At 51.3% G+C, this 17,746-nt stretch carries 14 protein-coding genes; 4 read left to right on the top strand and 10 right to left on the bottom strand.

Annotated features, from left to right (window positions below; genetic code table 11):
* Positions 1-12: 12 nt before the first annotated feature.
* From HH215_RS02720 to HH215_RS02710, 3 genes are all read right to left on the bottom strand, one after another.
* Positions 13-1,506, bottom strand: coding sequence for a rhamnulokinase (locus HH215_RS02720; RefSeq protein ID WP_169278499.1), 1,494 nt, complete (start codon positions 1,504-1,506; stop codon positions 13-15).
* Between the two features lie 33 nt (positions 1,507-1,539).
* The gene (locus HH215_RS02715; RefSeq protein WP_169278498.1) at positions 1,540-2,196 is read right to left on the bottom strand and encodes a class II aldolase/adducin family protein; all 657 of its coding nucleotides are present in this window, start codon (positions 2,194-2,196) and stop codon (positions 1,540-1,542) included.
* Between the two features lie 75 nt (positions 2,197-2,271).
* Positions 2,272-4,062: an L-fucose isomerase gene (locus HH215_RS02710; protein WP_174887598.1), complete on the bottom strand. Its 1,791-nt coding sequence runs from the start codon at positions 4,060-4,062 to the stop codon at positions 2,272-2,274.
* A gap of 127 nt (positions 4,063-4,189) precedes the next feature.
* Here HH215_RS02710 and HH215_RS02705 point away from each other — a divergent pair, with 127 nt between their 5' ends.
* Entirely contained in the window at positions 4,190-5,206 is a 1,017-nt protein-coding gene (locus HH215_RS02705) for a LacI family DNA-binding transcriptional regulator (RefSeq protein ID WP_169278497.1), read from the top strand.
* 964 nt (positions 5,207-6,170) lie between these two features.
* On the opposite strand, the gene HH215_RS02700 is transcribed toward HH215_RS02705, so the two are convergent.
* From HH215_RS02700 to HH215_RS02690, 3 genes are read right to left on the bottom strand one after another with little or no spacing between them, the layout of a single operon-like run.
* Positions 6,171-6,746, bottom strand: coding sequence for a nitroreductase family protein (locus HH215_RS02700; RefSeq protein ID WP_169278496.1), 576 nt, complete (start codon positions 6,744-6,746; stop codon positions 6,171-6,173).
* Positions 6,747-6,776: 30 nt separating this feature from the next.
* Positions 6,777-8,702 (bottom strand): ABC transporter ATP-binding protein, encoded by a 1,926-nt coding sequence (locus HH215_RS02695; protein ID WP_375140483.1) that lies wholly within the window; start codon positions 8,700-8,702, stop codon positions 6,777-6,779.
* Entirely contained in the window at positions 8,699-10,447 is a 1,749-nt protein-coding gene (locus HH215_RS02690) for an ABC transporter ATP-binding protein (RefSeq protein WP_169278495.1), read from the bottom strand. The genes HH215_RS02695 and HH215_RS02690 overlap by 4 nt, the downstream gene beginning before the upstream one ends.
* Before the next feature lie 404 nt (positions 10,448-10,851).
* Between HH215_RS02690 and HH215_RS02685 the strand changes: the two genes are divergently transcribed.
* Positions 10,852-12,354, top strand: a complete 1,503-nt coding sequence (locus HH215_RS02685; RefSeq protein ID WP_169278494.1) for an MDR family MFS transporter — start codon at positions 10,852-10,854, stop codon at positions 12,352-12,354.
* A gap of 193 nt (positions 12,355-12,547) precedes the next feature.
* Here the strand turns inward: HH215_RS02685 and HH215_RS02680 are convergent, their stop codons facing one another.
* From HH215_RS02680 to HH215_RS02665, 4 genes are read right to left on the bottom strand one after another with little or no spacing between them, the layout of a single operon-like run.
* Positions 12,548-12,829 (bottom strand): DUF3817 domain-containing protein, encoded by a 282-nt coding sequence (locus tag HH215_RS02680; protein WP_169278493.1) that lies wholly within the window; start codon positions 12,827-12,829, stop codon positions 12,548-12,550.
* Between the two features lie 28 nt (positions 12,830-12,857).
* Positions 12,858-13,580 carry a DNA alkylation repair protein gene (locus tag HH215_RS02675; RefSeq protein WP_169278492.1) on the bottom strand — a complete coding sequence of 241 codons (723 nt, stop codon included), beginning with the start codon at positions 13,578-13,580 and terminating at the stop codon, positions 12,858-12,860.
* A 24-nt stretch (positions 13,581-13,604) separates the two neighbouring features.
* Positions 13,605-14,561, bottom strand: coding sequence for an RluA family pseudouridine synthase (locus HH215_RS02670; RefSeq protein WP_169278491.1), 957 nt, complete (start codon positions 14,559-14,561; stop codon positions 13,605-13,607).
* Positions 14,562-14,566: 5 nt separating this feature from the next.
* Positions 14,567-15,484 (bottom strand): ArsR/SmtB family transcription factor, encoded by a 918-nt coding sequence (locus tag HH215_RS02665; RefSeq protein ID WP_169278490.1) that lies wholly within the window; start codon positions 15,482-15,484, stop codon positions 14,567-14,569.
* Positions 15,485-15,688: 204 nt separating this feature from the next.
* Between HH215_RS02665 and arfA the strand changes: the two genes are divergently transcribed.
* Both arfA and HH215_RS02655 read left to right on the top strand, forming a co-directional pair.
* Entirely contained in the window at positions 15,689-17,197 is a 1,509-nt protein-coding gene (gene arfA / locus HH215_RS02660; protein ID WP_169278489.1) for an arabinosylfuranosidase ArfA, read from the top strand.
* Positions 17,198-17,363: 166 nt separating this feature from the next.
* Positions 17,364-17,684 (top strand): hypothetical protein, encoded by a 321-nt coding sequence (locus tag HH215_RS02655; RefSeq protein WP_169278488.1) that lies wholly within the window; start codon positions 17,364-17,366, stop codon positions 17,682-17,684.
* Positions 17,685-17,746: the final 62 nt, after the last annotated feature.

Below are 17,746 nucleotides of genomic sequence, written 5' to 3'. Positions count from 1 at the left end.
CGTTCCTCCTCATTATACTCGGCCGAAACCGACGAATTTCTCGTATGCGGCGGACCAGTTCGCGTCCGTGCTTGGTTCGTAAACGCTGATCGGGAACGAATCCGCGACGAGTCGGCGCGCCTCCTGCAAATCCTTGCATTCGCCGAGGGCAACGAGTTGCATCAGCATGTTGCCGATCGCGCTCGCTTCGATCGGTCCCGCCCATACCGGCTTACCTAACGCATTGGCGGTAAATCGGCATAACAATTCGTTCTGAATGCCTCCGCCGACCATATGAAGGCCCCCGTACCGCTTATCCGTCAGCATCTCCGCTTGCTCGAGCGCTTGGCGATATCGAAGCGCTAAGCTTTCCAAGATGCAACGGATGATCTCCCCTTCGGATTCGGGAATCGGCTGATTCGTTTCTTCGCAGAAGGAACGAATTTTGTCCACCATGCCGCCAGGAGCGAAAAACCGCGGATCATCCGGGTGGATCAGGCTGCGGAAAGGCGCTGCCTGCTCGGCTAAGCGGACCAATTCCGGGAAGCTAAGCTCGTTGCCCTTCTCGTCCCATTCGCGTTTGCATTCCTGCAAAATCCACAAACCCATAATGTTCTTCAGCAATTGATACGTTCCGCCGACGCCGCCTTCGTTGGAGAATTCAAGCTCCATCGTTTCTGTCGTCAACAGAGGTTGCGACATCTCCGTTCCGAGCAGCGACCAAGTACCGCATACGAGGAACGCGAACGGCTCGTCTCCCGCGGGAACCGCGGCGATCGCAGATTCCGTGTCGTGCGTTCCGACCGCTACCGCTTGCATGGCGGGAACGCCCAGTTCTGCCATGACTTCAGGCGCAAGCGGGCCTACGATCGTCCCCGGATGGACAGGGTTAAGGAACAACCGGGACGGAATGCCCAGCTTCTCCATGAGCTCGACGTTCCAGGATTGCGTACCCGGATCGTAGAGCTGTGTCGTCGTGGCCATCGTGAACTCGCACGATTTCACTCCGGTCAACAAATATGTCAATAAATCCGGGGTCAGCAACAAGGTTTGTGCGACGTCCAGCTTCGGAGAAGCCGCCTTCTTCATCGCGTATAGTTGGTATAACGTATTAAATGGCATGAACTGCAGACCGCTCTGGCGAAACAAGGCTTCCTGCCCGATCAAACCGTTTACTTCCTCGATAAGACCGTCCGTATGAGAGTCCCGATAATGATAAGGATTGCCTAATAACTCGCCGTTCGCATCCAACAAACCGAAATCGACTCCCCACGTATCGACGCCGAACGTGGAAGGCTCGTATCCGTTCTGGAATGCCAGACGAATCCCCTTCTTCATCTCATGCAACAGGCGCAACGTATCCCAGTGCAAATGCTTCCCCACTTGGATCGCATGGTTCGGAAAACGGTGAATTTCCGAGACTTCCAGCTTGCGCTTGCCTTCGGAATCGTTCGCTAACCGACCGATAAGCGCCCGTCCGCTGCTGGCTCCCATGTCGAACGCCAGTACCGTCGTTCCCGTGGTCATCGCCAATCCCTCCCTTTTTCGAAGCGGGAGCTTCTATTTCATTTTTTGCAGCAGCTCGATCCGGTAAGCTTCACTCTCGAGGGAAGCGATTTCTTCGAATTCTTCCTTCGTTAGCACTTTCGGTTCCTTGATCGCTTTGGCGATTAGGAAAATCTTGGCGCTCTCTTCGACGACTTCGGTGCGATAGTAGGCTTCGCGCAAGTTACGTCCCGTCGTAACGAGACCGTGATTGCCAAGCAAAATCGAGGAATGCTCGATTTTCTCCACGACGGCATCGGCTAGCTTATCGGTTGTCGGCAGTACGTAATCTACGTATACCGTTTTGCCTACAAGCGCGGCTTGGTCCGGGAACATAATCGGCAAATCTTTCTCCACTAACGTAAAAGCGATGCAATAAGGCGGGTGAGTATGCACCATTGCTCCGATATTCGGATTTTGGCGATACGCGTATAAGTGCATAAGAACTTCGGAGGAAGGACGAAGACCGATGTCGGTAATGTGACCGGTCTCGATATCGACTTCCACCCATTGCTCGGGTTGAATTTCATCTAACGCGAAGCCGCTCGGAGAAAGATACATTTTCCCTTCGAATCGCGCGCTCAGATTGCCTCCCGGTCCTACGACAAGCTTGTTGGATACGGTTTTTTGCGCATACTTGCACAATTCAAGACGAATATCTTGGCTGCTCATAATATTACTCCATTCTGTAGACAGACAACCGCCGCCTGCCTCTTGTAAGAAACAGGCGACAGCGTCGTCGAATTATTATTTGTAAAGCGGTCCGAAGTTGTCGCAAGCGCGATAATCCGCGCTCTCCGCGTTGTCCGTTCCGAACAAGCCCCAGACGCGCGGACGGAAGACTTTCTCTTCCGCTACGTTGTGCATGCTTACCGGAATGCGCAGCATCGATGCGAGCGTGATCAGGTCCGCGCCGATATGGCCGTAGCTGATCGAACCGTGGTTAGCTCCCCAATTGTCCATTACGTCATATACGCTTTTGAAAGAGCCCTTGCCCGTGATGATCGGCGCGAACCAAGTCGTCGGCCACGTCGAATCCGTGCGCTTATCAAGCGTATCGTGTACGTCCGCGGGAAGATCCACGGAGTAGCCTTCTGCGATTTGCAGCACGGGACCGATTCCTTTGACTAAGTTCAAGCGTGACATCGTCATCGGCATACCGCCCCGTGTCAGGAAGTCGGAGGAGTAACCGCCCCCACGGAAATATTCTACGGACGCCGGGCGCCAAGACGTCGCGTCCAGACATCTCTGCGCTTCTTCCGAAGAGATTTCCCAGAACGGCTTCATCGCAGGCTTGCCGTCTTTCGTTTGTTCGCCCGTTCCGTCCATCGTCGCGGATCCGGAGTTGATCAAATGCAGGATACCGTTCGCGGCGGCGCCTTCCAGCTTGTGGCCGGTTACGCGTTCTACCGAGTCAGGGCTCCAATACGTCCGCACGTCAGCGAAAATTTGCGCCGTGTTGGTCAACAAGTTGCCGAACAACATAACCGCGCCGTTCAAGCTGTCGTTCTCGGTCGCGACCATATAAGGAGCGCGGATTCCGTTCCAGTCGAACGAGGAGTTCAGGATCGTCTCCATGAAGTCACCGTTAGGGAAATGGTCCGTCCATTGGCGTTGGCCTTGGAATCCGGACACGATCGCGTTATGCCCTTGCGCTTCTTCGCCGAAGTCCAGCTCGGCCAAGCGCGGGTTGCCGATCATGAGATCGCGCGCGATGATGGTCATCTTCACGACCGTTTCCCAATCTTTATCCTTCTGCTCGCGCGAAGTTTGCAGCTGCGGCGGATTGTTGTCCGGGCCTTCGATGCAATTTTCCTTAACCCATGCGAACGCTTTCTCATACTCGATTGGATCGTAGATTTTTTCTTCCATGCGACGAACGAATTCGCTCATGTCGATATATTCGGTGCGAAGACCCAAGTATTCTTGGAAGAAGCTATCGTTCACGATCGAACCCGCGATTCCCATGGACACGGAGCCCATCGACAGATAGGATTTTCCTTTCATGAGAGCGACCGCGAGTCCGGCTCTCGCGAATCCGAGCAATTTACCTTTCACGTCTTCCGGTACTTCCGTCGACCCTGCATCTTGTACATCGTTCCCGTAGATGCCGAACGCAGGCAGACCTTTTTGCGCGTAAGCGGACAATACCGCCGCCAAGTAAACCGCACCCGGACGCTCCGTGCCGTTAAAGCCCCATACCGCCTTAGGTACGGATGGATCCATGTCCATCGTTTCGGTTCCGTAACACCAGCAAGGAGTAACCGTTATCGATACGCCAACGTTTTCTCTAGCGAATTTGGTTGCCGCTGCCGCGGATTCCGCTACGCCGCCGATCGTCGTGTCGGCAATGACGCATTCGACGGGCGATCCGTCGGGATAACGCAGATTTTCGGAAAATAATTTCGCAACGCCGATAGCCATATTCATCGTTTGATCTTCTAGAGACTCGCGAACGCCTTTGCGTCTGCCGTCGATCGTAGGTCGAATCCCGATTTTCGGAAATCCGCCGTTCCATCTGAAATTTTGCTCAGCCATGATTAAAAACCTCCAAAGGTAAAAAATAATGTTACCGATAACCTTAAATTATCAGGGTAAACGCTTGCTGTCAATTGTTTAATTCAGTAATATAAAAATAGCATATAGACGACAAGGAGCTTACCCTATGGTTACAATCTACGACATTGCGGCCAAAGCCGGCGTCTCTGCGATGACGGTTTCCAGAGTTATCAATAACACTGGCAAGATTAGCGAAAAAACGAGGGCGAAAGTTCGCAAGGTCATGGAAGAGCTGAACTACGTCCCCAATCATATGGCTCGCAGCTTGGTGCTCCAACAGAGCAACGTTTTATTTTTGCTCATTACGGACATCACCAACCCTTTTTACACCACGTTGGCAAGAGGCGCCGAGGATGCGGCCAAAAAATCCGGTTACCGCCTGTTATTCGGCAACTCGGACGAGAACGTCGAGAAAGAGAAGGATTACGTGGACACGATCTTAGCGACGAGAGCCGATGGCGTCTTGGTCGCGCCGGCTGGCGATCCTTCCTTACCGCACTTGGAGACGCTCCGCAAGCATCAGGTGCCGTTCGTGCTGCTGGACCGCGAGGTACCCGGCATGGACAGCGACGTCGTGTTAGGCGACAGCAAGGAAGGCGCACGTAAGCTAGTCGATCACTTAACGTCTCATGGGCATAAACGGATCGCGCTCATCAACGGATCTCCTCACATTTCCAGTGCCCGGTTGCGTTTGGAAGGCTACCGCGAGGCGTTAAAGCTGAACGATCTCGCTTATGACGAGAACTACGTGCTGGAGACCGCTTTCGAGCCGCGAAGCGATTTGTCCGATATCGAGAGCTGGCTCGATCGCATGGATCCGCCGCCGACGGCCATCGTTGCGGGAAACAACGTGCTCGCCGTAGAGGTCATCCGTACCTTGCACGCACGCGGACTCAGCGTACCGGACCGGATGTCCCTCGTATGTTTCGACGATCTCGGCCCCTATTCCGAGATTGACCCTTTCCTGACCGTTATTGCTCAACAAGCCTATCAGTTCGGATATCTAGGTATGCAGATGCTCGTCGACCGTATTCAACAACGCGGTGAAACGGGACTGCCCTGGAAAAAAATCGTCTTACCTGCGGATATGATCGTCCGGCGATCGGTAGCGGCGGTGGATTGAATGTGCTGGAGTGTGGAGATGCGTAGGCGTAGGGGAGTTGCTTGATTTTATCGAGTAATTCTTGCGAATTTGGTGCCGCGGCGCGGAATTACTCGATTTTTTCGTGTAATTCCAGCTGAATCGCTCCTCCGCCGAGGAATTGTTCGATTTTATCGAGTAATTCTTGCGAATTTGGTGCCGCGGCGCGGAATTACTCGATTTTTTCGTGTAACTCTGGTTGAATCGATCCTCTTCGGCGGAATTACTCGATTTTTTCGTGTAATTCTAGCTGAATCGCTCCGCCGCCGAGGAATTGTTCGATTTTATCGAGTAATTCTTGCGAATTTGGTGCCGTGGCGGGGAGTTACTCGATTTATTCGTGTAATTCGTGGAAGTTTGAAGCACAGCGGCTAGATAGACGGTTATTCCGCACATCTCGCTTACTCATCGCCCATTCTCACACTAGTTAGACGGTTTTTCCGCCCATCTCGCTGACTCATCGCCCATTCTCACACTAGTTATACGGTTTTTCCGCCCATCTTGCTGACTCATCGCTCATTCTCACACTAGATAGACGGTTTTTCCGCACATCTCGCTGACTCATCGCACATTCTCACACTAGTTAGACGGTTTTTTCGCACATCTCGCTGACTCATCGCACATTCTCACACTAGATAGACGGTTTTTCCGCACATCTCGCTGACTCATCGCCCATTCTCACACTAGATAGACGGTTTTTCCGCCCATCTCGCTGACTCATCGCTCATTCTCACACTAGATAGACGGTTTTTCCGCCCAACTCGCTGACTCATCGCTCATTCTCACACTAGATAGACGGTTTTTCCGCACATCTCGCTTCAAGTAACTCCATCGCCACACACATTCCCATTATCACTAACAACAAAGAGCCAACCCCTTCGACGACTCGCCGGGATTGGCTCTTTCTTTACGGTATCCTCTTGCCCACTTGTTCTCTCTTATCCACTTACCCTTCCAACCAAGCGGTTTTTTCCGTTCCCGGAACCCGTTTACCTGCGGAGGGTTGCATGTCGGGATAACCGACATAAATAAGTCCGACGATTTGTTCTCGTCCGGCAAGCCCGAATGCCGCCTTCATCTTCGGATGGTAGGCAGGATCTCCGGTGCGCCAAACCGCACCGAGTCCACTAGCATGCGCCATGAGCAACAAGTTTTGCACGGCCGCGTGCGCGGCGGCGAGTTCTTCCCTGGCATCTACTCTCGGAGCGTCCGATGGCACGCATACTGCGGCGATCACGACCGGGGAGCGGTAGGCTTTCGCCACTTCCTTCTCGAGACGCAGCGCGCGTTCTTCCTCGCTTAATTCCTGCATCGTGTCCGCGGCAATGTCGGCATAAGCTTGACCCAGTACTCTCCTGCCTTCTCCGGTCATGACGACAAATTTCCAAGGCTCGGTCGCAAAATGATTCGGAGCCCAGACCGCTGCCTCGATCATTTTCTCGATCAATTCCTTCGGTACCGGCTCGTTCTTTACTTTCCCGATGCTGCGTCTTCCGCGAATGATTTCTTCTAAGCTTACCATCCTAATCTTCCCTTCGTACTCGCGCCTAAGTTACCCCACCTGTTGTTTCAGGCTTCCGCCCGTAAACTGGCTGTTGTACAGATCCGCGTAAAATCCGCCTTGGGCGAGCAGTTCGTTGTGCGTGCCCTTCTCGATAATACTGCCCTGATTCATGACCAGGATCAAGTCCGCATCCCGGATCGTGGACAGACGATGCGCGATCACGAAGCTCGTTCTGCCTTGCATGAGCTCGTGCATCGCTTTCTGAATGTACACTTCCGTACGCGTATCCACGCTGCTTGTCGCTTCGTCGAGAATCAGAATGGCCGGATCCGCCAAGATTGCTCTGGCGATCGTCAACAATTGTTTCTGTCCTTGCGACAAATTGGATGCTTCTTCATTTAACACTGTATCATAACCTTCAGGCAAAGTACGAATAAAATGATCCGCATGAGCGGCTTTCGCCGCCTCGATGATCTCTTCCTCTTTAACCCCTTCGCGTCCGTAAGCGATATTGTCGCGGATCGTTCCGTTGAATAGCCACGTGTCCTGCAACACCATTCCGAACAAACTCCTCAGATGTCCGCGTTTCATCCGCGTGATATCCGCTCCGTCGATCGTAATGCTGCCTTCGTTAACTTCATAGAAACGCATCAGAAGGTTAACCAACGTCGTTTTGCCCGCACCGGTCGGTCCGACGATCGCAACCATTTGCCCGCTCTTCACGTCGATGTCCATATTTTCGATCAGCATCGCATCGGATTGATAACCGAAAGCGACGTCCTTCATCGCGACTTCGCCGCGCGGATTAGCGAGCTTGAGGTCTTTCCCTTCCGCTGCTTCCGGAATCTCTTCCTCTTCGTCAAGCAGTTCGAACACGCGCTCCGCCGAAGCGATCGTCGACTGGATGATGTTCGCGATGTTCGCCGTCTGAACGAGAGGCATCGAGAATTGCCTTGCGTATTGAATGAACGCTTGAATGTTACCGATCGAGATCGAACCCTTGGCGACCATGATCCCGCCGACGACGCTGATGAATACGTAGCCGATATTGCTGACCATGCTCATAAGCGGCATAATGTTCCCGGATACGAACTGCGCCCTCCACCCCGATTCGTACAACCGCTCGTTGATCTGATCGAACTTGGCGACGGAAATGTCTTCTTGCCCGTACGCTTTGACGATCTTGTGTCCGGAATACATCTCCTCGACATGTCCGTTAAGCTGACCCAATTCCATCTGCTGCGTTTTGAAATGTTTCTGAGAACGGCTTGCCGCGCCTCTAATCACGATCATCGACAGAGGTAACGTCAGCAGTAAGATTAAGGTTAACCATGGACTGATCGTAAGCATCATGACGATAACGCCGATGATGGTGATCAGCGAAGTAATCAACTGAGTGAGGCTTTGTTGCAGCGTATTGCTGATGTTATCGACGTCATTGACGGCTCGGCTCAGTATTTCACCGTGCGACTTGCTATCGAAATATTTCAGCGGCAGCCTGCCGAGCTTATCGTTGACTTCGTTACGCAAACCGTAAACCGTCTTCTGCGCGACGCCCGCCATAAGGTATTGCTGGATATAGCTGAAAATAGAGCTGACCAAGTATAACCCTGCCAAGAAGACGACGATCTGCCATATCCCCGGGAGATCGAAATGCGCGTTCGGATCGCCGTTCAGCTTGCCCATCATGCCTTCGAATAGCTTCGTCGTCGCGTTTCCCAACACTTTAGGGCTATAGATCGCGAACGCCGTACTAAGAATAGCTGTAATCAGCACCGCTAATAATTTCATCCTTTGAGGGCGCAAGTATCCGCTCAGCCTGCGAAGAGTTCCTTTGAAATTTTTCGCCTTCTGCGGAGGCATTCCCATGCCGCCCATACCGCCGCCCATGCCTGGCCCCATCGGTCCTCTGCCGGGGCCGCCCGGAGCAGGGCCTTTGCTTGGCATATTATGATTGCCGCGATTTTCACTCATGCGATCTCCTCCTCGGACAGCTGCGACGATACGATCTCGCGATAGACGCTGCAGCTTTCCATTAGCTCCCGATGATTGCCGATTCCAACGATCCGGCCCTCATCCAATACGATGATCCGGTTTGCGTCCATCACCGTGCTCACCCGCTGCGCAACGATCATGACGGTCGCTTCGGTAGTTTCGCTTTTGAGCGCCGCCCTCAGCTTGGCATCGGTCTTGAAATCGAGCGCGGAGAAGCTATCGTCGAACAAATAAATCGAAGGCTTCCTCACGAGCGCCCGAGCGATCGATAACCGCTGTTTCTGTCCGCCGGACAAATTCGATCCGCCCTGCGAAATCTGCGCCGAATAACCTTCCGCCATACCTTCGATGAAATCTTCAGCTTGGGCGGTAACCGCGGCGTGACGGACTTCCTCGTCGGTTGCGTCGGTTTTCCCGTAGCGGATATTGTCCGATACCGTGCCGGTAAACAGGAGCGCCTTCTGCGGAACAAGTCCGATCGCCGAACGAAGCTCGTCGAGCGACAAGTCGCGCACGTCCGCGCCGTCTATGCGGATCGCTCCTTCTTCTATGTCATAGAATCTCGGAATCAAGCTAATGAGCGTGGACTTCCCTGATCCGGTTCCTCCGATGATCGCCGTAACTTCGCCCGGTTTAGCTTGGAAGGATATTCCCGAGATCGCGGGCGACTCGGCACCCGGGTAACGGAAGGATACGTTCTCGAATTCCACTAAACCTTGCGAGCGACGCTCTCCTCCAGCTCCGGATTTCCCGCTATGACCTCTGCCTTTTTCCAAGATAACTGGCTCTGTATTCAGCACTTCGTTGATTCTGACCGCAGAAGCAGATGCGCGCGGAACCATAACGAACATCATCGATACCATGAGAAGAGAGAACATGATTTGCATCGCGTATTGCAAGAACGCCATCAAATCGCCCACCTGCATATTTCCTTCGCTGACTCGGATACCGCCGAACCAAATAATCGCGATTGACGAGAAATTCAGGATCAGCATCATCATCGGCATCATGAACGCCATGATTTGATTGACTTTGATCGCGGTTTGCGTGAGATCTCCGTTCGCTTCCTTGAAGCGTTTCGTTTCATGCTCGAAGCGATTGAACGAACGTATGACGCGGATTCCCGTCAAACCTTCGCGAAGCACTAAATTCAACTTGTCGATCTTCTTCTGCATCACTTTGAAATACGGAATTCCTTTGCTCGCGATGAGAAATATCGTCAAGGCAAGAATCGGAATAGCTCCGACGAAAACAAGCGACAAATGAGCATCCTTTGAGATTGCCATGATCAAACCGCCTATGCACATCATCGGAGCAGCGACCATCATGCGCATCATCATCATAAGAACCGTCTGCACCTGCGTAATATCGTTGGTCGTGCGAGTGATCAGGGAGGCCGTCCCGATCTTGTCGAACTCCTGCAAGGAGAAGTTCTCGACGTGCCTGAACGTTTTGCTGCGCACGTCCCTTCCGAAACCGGAAGCGACTCGTGATGAGAGGTAACTCGCCGCGATCGACACCAGCGTGCCTATGGCCGTAACGGCTAACATGAACCCGCCTATTTTCCAAATATACGGAGTATCTCCCTTCACGACGCCGTCATTAATGATATCCGCCATCAATGTCGGCAAGTACAGCTCGCTAAGAGACTGCATGAGAATAAGCGCCATAACCGCGGCAACCGCCCAACGGTAAGGTCTGAGGTACCTAAATAGCTTAAGCAATCTGATCAACTCCGTACCTAATGGATTTATTGCAACTTAACAATATGTAAAAATGATAATATGACGCCATTATGAACTGAATATGAACGGAAAACAAATGGAGGGCCGATTCGCTCTCCCAATATCGCCTTTTAGGCTGCGCAAGAAGACTGTCCGCTCCTAAAATCATGACCGGTTGTTCAATTTTTTATGAATAAAAAGCCGTAAGCCTTAGACCTATTCGGTCGATGGCTTGCGGCTTATGTGTACTGATTTCGCTCGGGGCATTCTCTAGCTATAGAATAACTGATCGGAAAGAATAAGTCTATTTTTTATTCAAATTATTCGTTATATTTTTACTGCTGCTTCCGCGGGCAGAAAATGAAGATGCGCATCTCATGAATTTGTTAATGGGAGAATATTAAATGTTAAATGAGAGTCGAAAGGCATTATTCATTACGATCGGTCTTATCTTGGGATTGATTATGTCCTCATTGGATCAAACGATCGTATCGTCCGCCATGCCGACCATAGTTAATCAATTAGACGGCATGACCTTGTACAGTTGGGGATTCTCTATTTATATGCTTGTCTCGACAACGGCCATGCCCATCTATGGCAAGCTTGCGGATTTATTCGGAAGGAAAAAGGTTTATCTAATCGGGCTGACGTTATTCCTGATCGGCTCGGTTTTGTGCGGAGTAGCGGGCAGCATGGAGCAGTTTATCGTTTACCGGGCGATTCATGGTCTCGGGGCGGGAGCGCTTATGCCGATCGCCTTCACGATTATCGGTGATGTGTATCCTCCCGAGAAACGGGGAAAGTTCATGGGGCTATTCGGTACAGTATTCGCGGTTTCCAGTTTATTGGGACCGACCCTCGGTGGAGCGATCGCGGAACATTGGGGCTGGGGATGGATATTCCTAATTAATCTTCCCCTTGGAATAGCTGCATTCCTTTTCATCTATGTCTCGCTTAGAGAGAGCAGAAACGGAGAAAACCGTTCGATAGATTGGCTTGGGGCTGCATCGTTTACCGGAGCGATCGTGTCCATCCTGCTTGCTCTTATCTTGATCGGAAACGATCAAGGATCGAGAAGCCACTATTCATGGGACTCCTCGATTATTCTCATCTTGCTCGGAGCAGGCTCTATGTTATTGATCTTCTTCTCATGGATTGAAACGAAAGCCAAGGACCCGTTTATTCCGCTTCGGTTGTTTAAGATCCGAGTTATCGCTTACGGAAATATTGCGGGATTCTTCATGAGCGCGGCGATGTTCGGCGCTATCGTGTATATTCCGTTATTCGTTCAAGGCGTTATCGGGGTTAATCCGACGCTCGCCGGATTTATTCTAACGCCACTCCTGTTATCCGTTGTTGTAACGACGACGATAGGAGGGAGATTACTTGCCAAGGTGTCATACCGGGCGATACTCGTCCCAAGCTTGCTTTTAATGGGAGTCGGTTTTTATTTCCTAAGCCGGATGAACGCGGATACGAGCGAGATAGAAGCCATAGCCTATATGGTCGTCACCGGTCTTGGCATGGGCGCGGTTTATCCGACTCTCGGTACGGCCGCGCAAAGTGCTGTCGATATCGCGGATCGTGGGACCGCTACTTCTTCATCCCAATTTTTTCGTTCGATCGGCGGCACGATCGGAGTTAGCGTGTTCGGAAGTATATTAGCGATCAGAATGGACATACAATCGGCGGGGGCATCAGGTGGTTTCGTCGATCAACGACTATTACTGGATGCGGAAACTCGCGGCGCTCTAACCGGTGCTGTCCTGTCCGATCTTCAATCGCGACTAAGCGAATCGTTGGGTCTCGTATTCGAAATCGGTATGATTCTTATTGTCTTCGCGTGTATAGCTTGCTTGATGATCGGAAATGCCAGACTGGTGCAACGAAATCGGAAAGAGGCATAACTACGCCCCTAAAATCATGACCATTTATTCAATTTTTTATGAATAAAAAGCCGCAAACCAACGACCGATTCCGTCCGAGGCTTGCGGCTTTATTTGTGATTTGTCCGTTTGTGATTTGTCGGTTTGTGATTTGTCGGTTTGTGATTTCTCGGTTTGCACTTTATCATTCTGTTACTTGAATCCCAAGCATGACTCAACGAATCTTACGATCGACGAAAAAAGGTCCGAGCGGAATAAACGCGGCAATTACCGCTACTACGGACATTAAGAAAGACAGCTTCCGCACGATCAAGGCGTTGAGAATCGCTAATAAATACAAGACGAACAAAACCCCATGCGCCATACCCACGTATGTAACGACTTCCGGAATATCGCCCCAATATTTAAGCGGCATCGCGATTAACAATAAGACCAAGAACGAGATAGCTTCGACGGTACCGATAAAGCGCAACCGACCGATAGGCGTATTCAACATGCTGCAACCCCCGATATGGCTTGTATAGCTATATCATACCAACGGTACTTTCGGATTGCTGTGAATAAGTTGTGTCATTTCGTCGAGATACGAACTTTAACGCTTCCCTTGTGCTTAATGGCGAAAGCGAAGTTTCCGCAACAAAACGACGCACCGACGCTTCATCGGTTTTCGAATACTCTCGAAGAGCCCATCCGATCGCCTTGCGGATAAAAAACTCGTTGTCGTCTTTACATTGTCTAATATATTCGAAGAGCTTTTCCGCATCGGTTCGCTCCCTGTATCTCAATTGATACAAGATCGCGGTTCGACGTAACCAGAAATCGTCCGACTTCATCCATCGTTCCGTATATTCCGGAATTAATTCCGGATACCTCATCAGGTGGTCGCCCATCGTATGGGAAGCCAAATAATCGACCGTATCCCACCACGATTTCGTTGTCACGAGGGTTTCGAACACATCGATGTCATCCCTCTTCGACTGCTTACCATACTTCTCTAAGAAAGCCATCGCCACGTTCTGAAACTCCCGTTCAGGCAATTGCCACAATTGCAGTACAACTGCAAGGAGCTCTTCTCCGGCAGGTATTCCATATTCCGCCCAGAATTGTTTCGTCAAGCTCGTACGCTCCGGCGTCTTCAAGCCGAGGAACGGATACTGGTTACGCATATAGTTTTCCATCGGCTTCGCTTTTCCCGGGTCCGCATGTTGCCTAAACCACGCTGCGAGATGATCTACGTAGCTTTTCATTATCCTCGTCCACCGTCCCCGCATTTAGAAATTCGGATTGAGCCCTACCCGATCGGCAACCGTTCGCATTTGCGCCGGGAGAGGCGCCTTGAACTCCCGCCCGTCCGGAAGGACGATTCGCCATGCGTGCAGAAGCTGATGGTTGACGTCTCCGTATCTTTTGCCGCCGTATTTGATATCCCCGAGAAGAGAATGCCCGATATCTTGAAAATGGGTGCGGATCTGATGCGTCCGGCCGCTGATCAATTCGATCTCGACGAACGAATAAGCGTTGCCGGTCTGAAGGACGCGATAGCGCGTCTCCGCCGACTTCACTTGCTCCGCTCCGCCATGCTTCTCGACATCCGTTTTGTCTCCGACGACGTGCGTACGGTTTTTCTTCTCGTCGCGAATAAGATCGCCTGAAAGCGTGCCTTCACCCGTAAGCTTGCCTTCGACGATCGTTACGTAGTATTTTTGCAGCTCATGCTTCTGAATCCATTGGTTTAATTGGTGCAGCATACCCGCGGTCTTCCCGACGAGTACGATGCCGCTCGTATTGCGATCCAGTCGATTTGCCGTAGCGGGCATGAAGAGCGGGCTATCCAACTCGCCTTTACGGTACAAATAAGCATGAACCCGGTTCACGAGCGTATCCTTCTGATCCGCTTGATCGGGATGCGTCAGCATGCCGACCGGCTTCATGACGACCATGAGTTCGGCGTCTTCGTACAAGACGTCTACGTTGGCGTTCACCCCGACGTACTTCGCCTTCTTCTGGCCGATACTCGCTTCTTGATAAGCCGCTTCCTCTACGTACAAAACCAATTCGTCTCCGGCAACCAGCTCGTAGTCCTGTTTTTTTCTCTTCCCGTTCACTTTTACTTTGCCGGAATCGATCATTTTGTATATTTGTCCCAATGGAATGTTGGGCATTAGATTTCTGAGGAAGCGATGCAGTCTCTTGCCGCCCTCCGAGGGGGTGATTTTACGGTTAATCATGCCTGTTATCTCCTCTGACTGTAATACACGCGGATTTGAATATCTTGATTATAGTTGCCGAAACCCGATCCGTACAAAGTTAATCCGCCCACATGGGTCGCATCGTCCTCGACCGCGAATCGCAGCGTCCAGAAGTGCTTTTCCAGTCGCAGATCGTCTAACGTAGTGTCCGAGATTTTCTGCCCGTCCATGTAAGTGCCTTGCCGGTTCACCCGAAGCACCTTCCACAGTCCGTATTGATTTAGAGGGATCGTCCACCATTCCGGAGTAAAACGGCCTCTGGCGTGCGCACCGTAATCTCCCGGGCTCGTCCACTCCCCTAACCGAATATCGTTAAGGTAGAAACGGATGTCCGACGGCCACTGGTCGTTCGCTCCGGGCGCTTCCGACGCAAGCTCCAGCGAAATCTCCAATTCTTCCGGCTCTTGGCTAGGCAACAAATAGTTCGGCATCTTATATTCCACGTAACCTTTACCGAACCAAATGATGGCGGCGTTCACTCTTTCCGGATCTAGAAAATAACGAGGATCGTCATATTGACCGACCAGCTTCTCGCGCGTTGCCAGACCGCATGTCGGGTAAACCTCGAAGGAGGTATAATGCCCTACGGGAATATGCTGCTCATAAAACGTTCTTTCCGTTACCCCTGCCTGAGGAAGCACGATCTCGACGCTTGTCTCCGCCAAAGAACAAATCTTGTGCGTGCCGCCTTCCTTGCGAACCATATTCGTATCGATCAAGCCCGCTAGCTCGAGCTTGCGGACATGCATCGTTAGAATCGCGCTGCTCAGCTCAAGCCGCTCGGCGATTTCCTTCAAGTTCATCGATTTCTCCGCCAGCAGCTCCAATATCCGAAGCCGCACTTCGCTTGCGAGCGCCTCGTATAAGGGAAGCCACTTACGGTCGGTATTCGCTCTAATCATCGAGGAACTCCCCTTCGTGACGGACCATATTCGTTCATATCCACAATCCTATCGCCTTAAATTAATATAAATATAAATCCTTCAAAGATCAAATGAAATTATTAAAAGGCTATTGCAAAATTCCGATTGTTCTTGTTAAATAGGTTTTGAACAGTTGTTTTAGTTTATTGATTAATAATTATATTATTTCAAGGAGAGATATTCATGTCCCATCAGGCTAAAATGATCGTCGACAAAGACTTCGTCATCTCCCGGATTGACGACCGCATTTACGGTTCATTCATCGAGCATCTCGGTCGCGCCGTATACGGCGGCATCTACGAACCGGGACACCCTGCCGCCGACGAACGCGGATTCCGCAAAGACGTCCTCTCCCTCATTCAAACGCTTCGCGTGCCGATCATCCGATATCCGGGAGGAAACTTCGTATCCGGCTACGATTGGAAGGATGGGATCGGTCCTAAAGACCAACGCCCAAGCCGGCTTGAGCTGGCCTGGAGAACGGTGGAACCGAACCAATTCGGCTTGAACGAATTCGTGGAGTGGTCTCGGACAGCGGGTACCAACGTCATGTGGGCGATTAATCTAGGAACGCATGGCGTCGACGAAGCTCGCAATATCGTCGAATACGCGAATCATGTCTCCGGATCTTATTGGAGCGACTTGAGGATTAGTCACGGTTATCGCCAACCTCACGCGATCAAGACATGGTGCCTCGGCAACGAAATGGACGGTCCTTGGCAGATCGGCGCGAAAACGGCGGTCGAATACGGCAGAGTCGCGGCCGAATCGGCGAAAGTCATGAAATGGGTCGATCCTTCCATCGAACTCGTCGCTTGCGGCAGCTCCGGCAAAGGAATGGCTACGTACCCGGAGTGGGAAGCAACCGTACTCGATCATACTTACGAGCATGTGGAATTCTTATCCTTGCACAGCTATTACGGTAATCACGATAACGACACCGCGACCTTCCTTGGACGATCGCTCGAGATGGAAGATTTCATCCGCAGCGTAGTGGCCACTTGCGACTACATGAAAGCTAAGAAGCGCAGCAACAAAAAGATGCAGCTCAGCTTCGATGAATGGAACGTCTGGTTTCATTCCAACGATGCGGACAAGAAAATCGAACCTTGGCAAATCGCGCCCCCTCAATTGGAAGACGTCTATACGATGGAAGATGCGCTTGTCGTCGGTTGCTTGCTGATCGCATTGTTGAAAAACTCCGATCGCGTGAGGATGGCTTGCTTGGCCCAACTCGTCAACGTCATCGCTCCGATCATGACGGAGAACGGCGGCCAAGCTTGGGCCCAGACGATCTTCTATCCTTACATGCACGCATCCGTGTACGGTCGCGGCCAAGCGCTCGTTCCGCTCGTGCAATCTCCGAAATACGATACGAAAGACATCACGGACATTCCTTATTTGGAATCGATCGCCGTATACGACGAACAAGCGATGGAAGTAACGATATTCGCCGTAAACCGCGATTTGACGAACTCCCTTCCGTTAGAGGTCGATCTGCGCAGCTTTGGCGCTTGCGATATTCTGGAGCACATCGTCCTCCAGAACGACAATCTCAAGGCGACGAACACCGCAAGCGAGCCTAACCGCGTTACGCCGAAAATGACCGGCAATGCTACGGCTGACGGCTCCAAAATCAACGCAACGCTAGGAAAAGCTTCTTGGAACGTTATCCGCGTTCGTCTACATTAGAAACAGATAGCCTCGAAGGAACATCGGAAATTCGATCGTTTCTTCGGGGCTAAATTTTTTGTTGTGACTTATTATAATTTTTTTAGGAAAGTTACCCAAAACGTAAAAATCTATGCTATACTGAAAGCGCTACCAAGCAACATCATTCTAAGGGGGAATTGGAACGATGAATGCAGCACTGCAGGAGAAAAATGTGTATGAGGATTTTGACGCTCGACAAGACACGTTGTTCTTCAAAGTAGGAGCACATGGATTAATCAGCTTTCACGGACGGAATTACAACATCAAAAAGAGAATGTCCGCCGACGAAAGAAACCGCCTGATTGCGGATTCCACCACGTTTTTCCGCGTTTCATCGGATTGTTATGTGAACGTTCGGAACATTTCAGTCATCGGTGAGCACCATATTTTCTTCGGAGATACTTCCAAACGCCTATCCTGCTCCCAACGCAAACAACAGATGATTCGCCAATTAATCGATCAATAAGCGGTCTACTAAACCGAAACGCAATTCAAACGAACAAAGCCTGAGTGAACCATGGGATATCG

This window comes from Cohnella herbarum (assembly GCF_012849095.1).
Classification (GTDB): Bacteria; Bacillota; Bacilli; order Paenibacillales; family Paenibacillaceae; genus Cohnella; species Cohnella herbarum.
This window is presented reverse-complemented; position numbering and strand designations above follow the sequence as displayed.

Coding starts and splice junctions, on each gene's coding strand:
- HH215_RS02720 (WP_169278499.1), bottom strand. CDS start 1,506: ATGACCACGGGAACGACGGTACTGGCGTTCGACATGGGAGCCAGCAGC.
- HH215_RS02695 (WP_375140483.1), bottom strand. CDS start 8,702: ATGAGTGAAAATCGCGGCAATCATAATATGCCAAGCAAAGGCCCTGCT.
- HH215_RS02680 (WP_169278493.1), bottom strand. CDS start 12,829: ATGTTGAATACGCCTATCGGTCGGTTGCGCTTTATCGGTACCGTCGAA.
- HH215_RS02700 (WP_169278496.1), bottom strand. CDS start 6,746: ATGGTAAGCTTAGAAGAAATCATTCGCGGAAGACGCAGCATCGGGAAA.
- HH215_RS02655 (WP_169278488.1), top strand. CDS start 17,364: ATGAATGCAGCACTGCAGGAGAAAAATGTGTATGAGGATTTTGACGCT.
- HH215_RS02705 (WP_169278497.1), top strand. CDS start 4,190: ATGGTTACAATCTACGACATTGCGGCCAAAGCCGGCGTCTCTGCGATG.
- HH215_RS02715 (WP_169278498.1), bottom strand. CDS start 2,196: ATGAGCAGCCAAGATATTCGTCTTGAATTGTGCAAGTATGCGCAAAAA.
- HH215_RS02710 (WP_174887598.1), bottom strand. CDS start 4,062: ATGGCTGAGCAAAATTTCAGATGGAACGGCGGATTTCCGAAAATCGGG.
- HH215_RS02685 (WP_169278494.1), top strand. CDS start 10,852: ATGTTAAATGAGAGTCGAAAGGCATTATTCATTACGATCGGTCTTATC.
- HH215_RS02665 (WP_169278490.1), bottom strand. CDS start 15,484: ATGATTAGAGCGAATACCGACCGTAAGTGGCTTCCCTTATACGAGGCG.
- arfA (WP_169278489.1), top strand. CDS start 15,689: ATGTCCCATCAGGCTAAAATGATCGTCGACAAAGACTTCGTCATCTCC.
- HH215_RS02670 (WP_169278491.1), bottom strand. CDS start 14,561: ATGATTAACCGTAAAATCACCCCCTCGGAGGGCGGCAAGAGACTGCAT.
- HH215_RS02675 (WP_169278492.1), bottom strand. CDS start 13,580: ATGAAAAGCTACGTAGATCATCTCGCAGCGTGGTTTAGGCAACATGCG.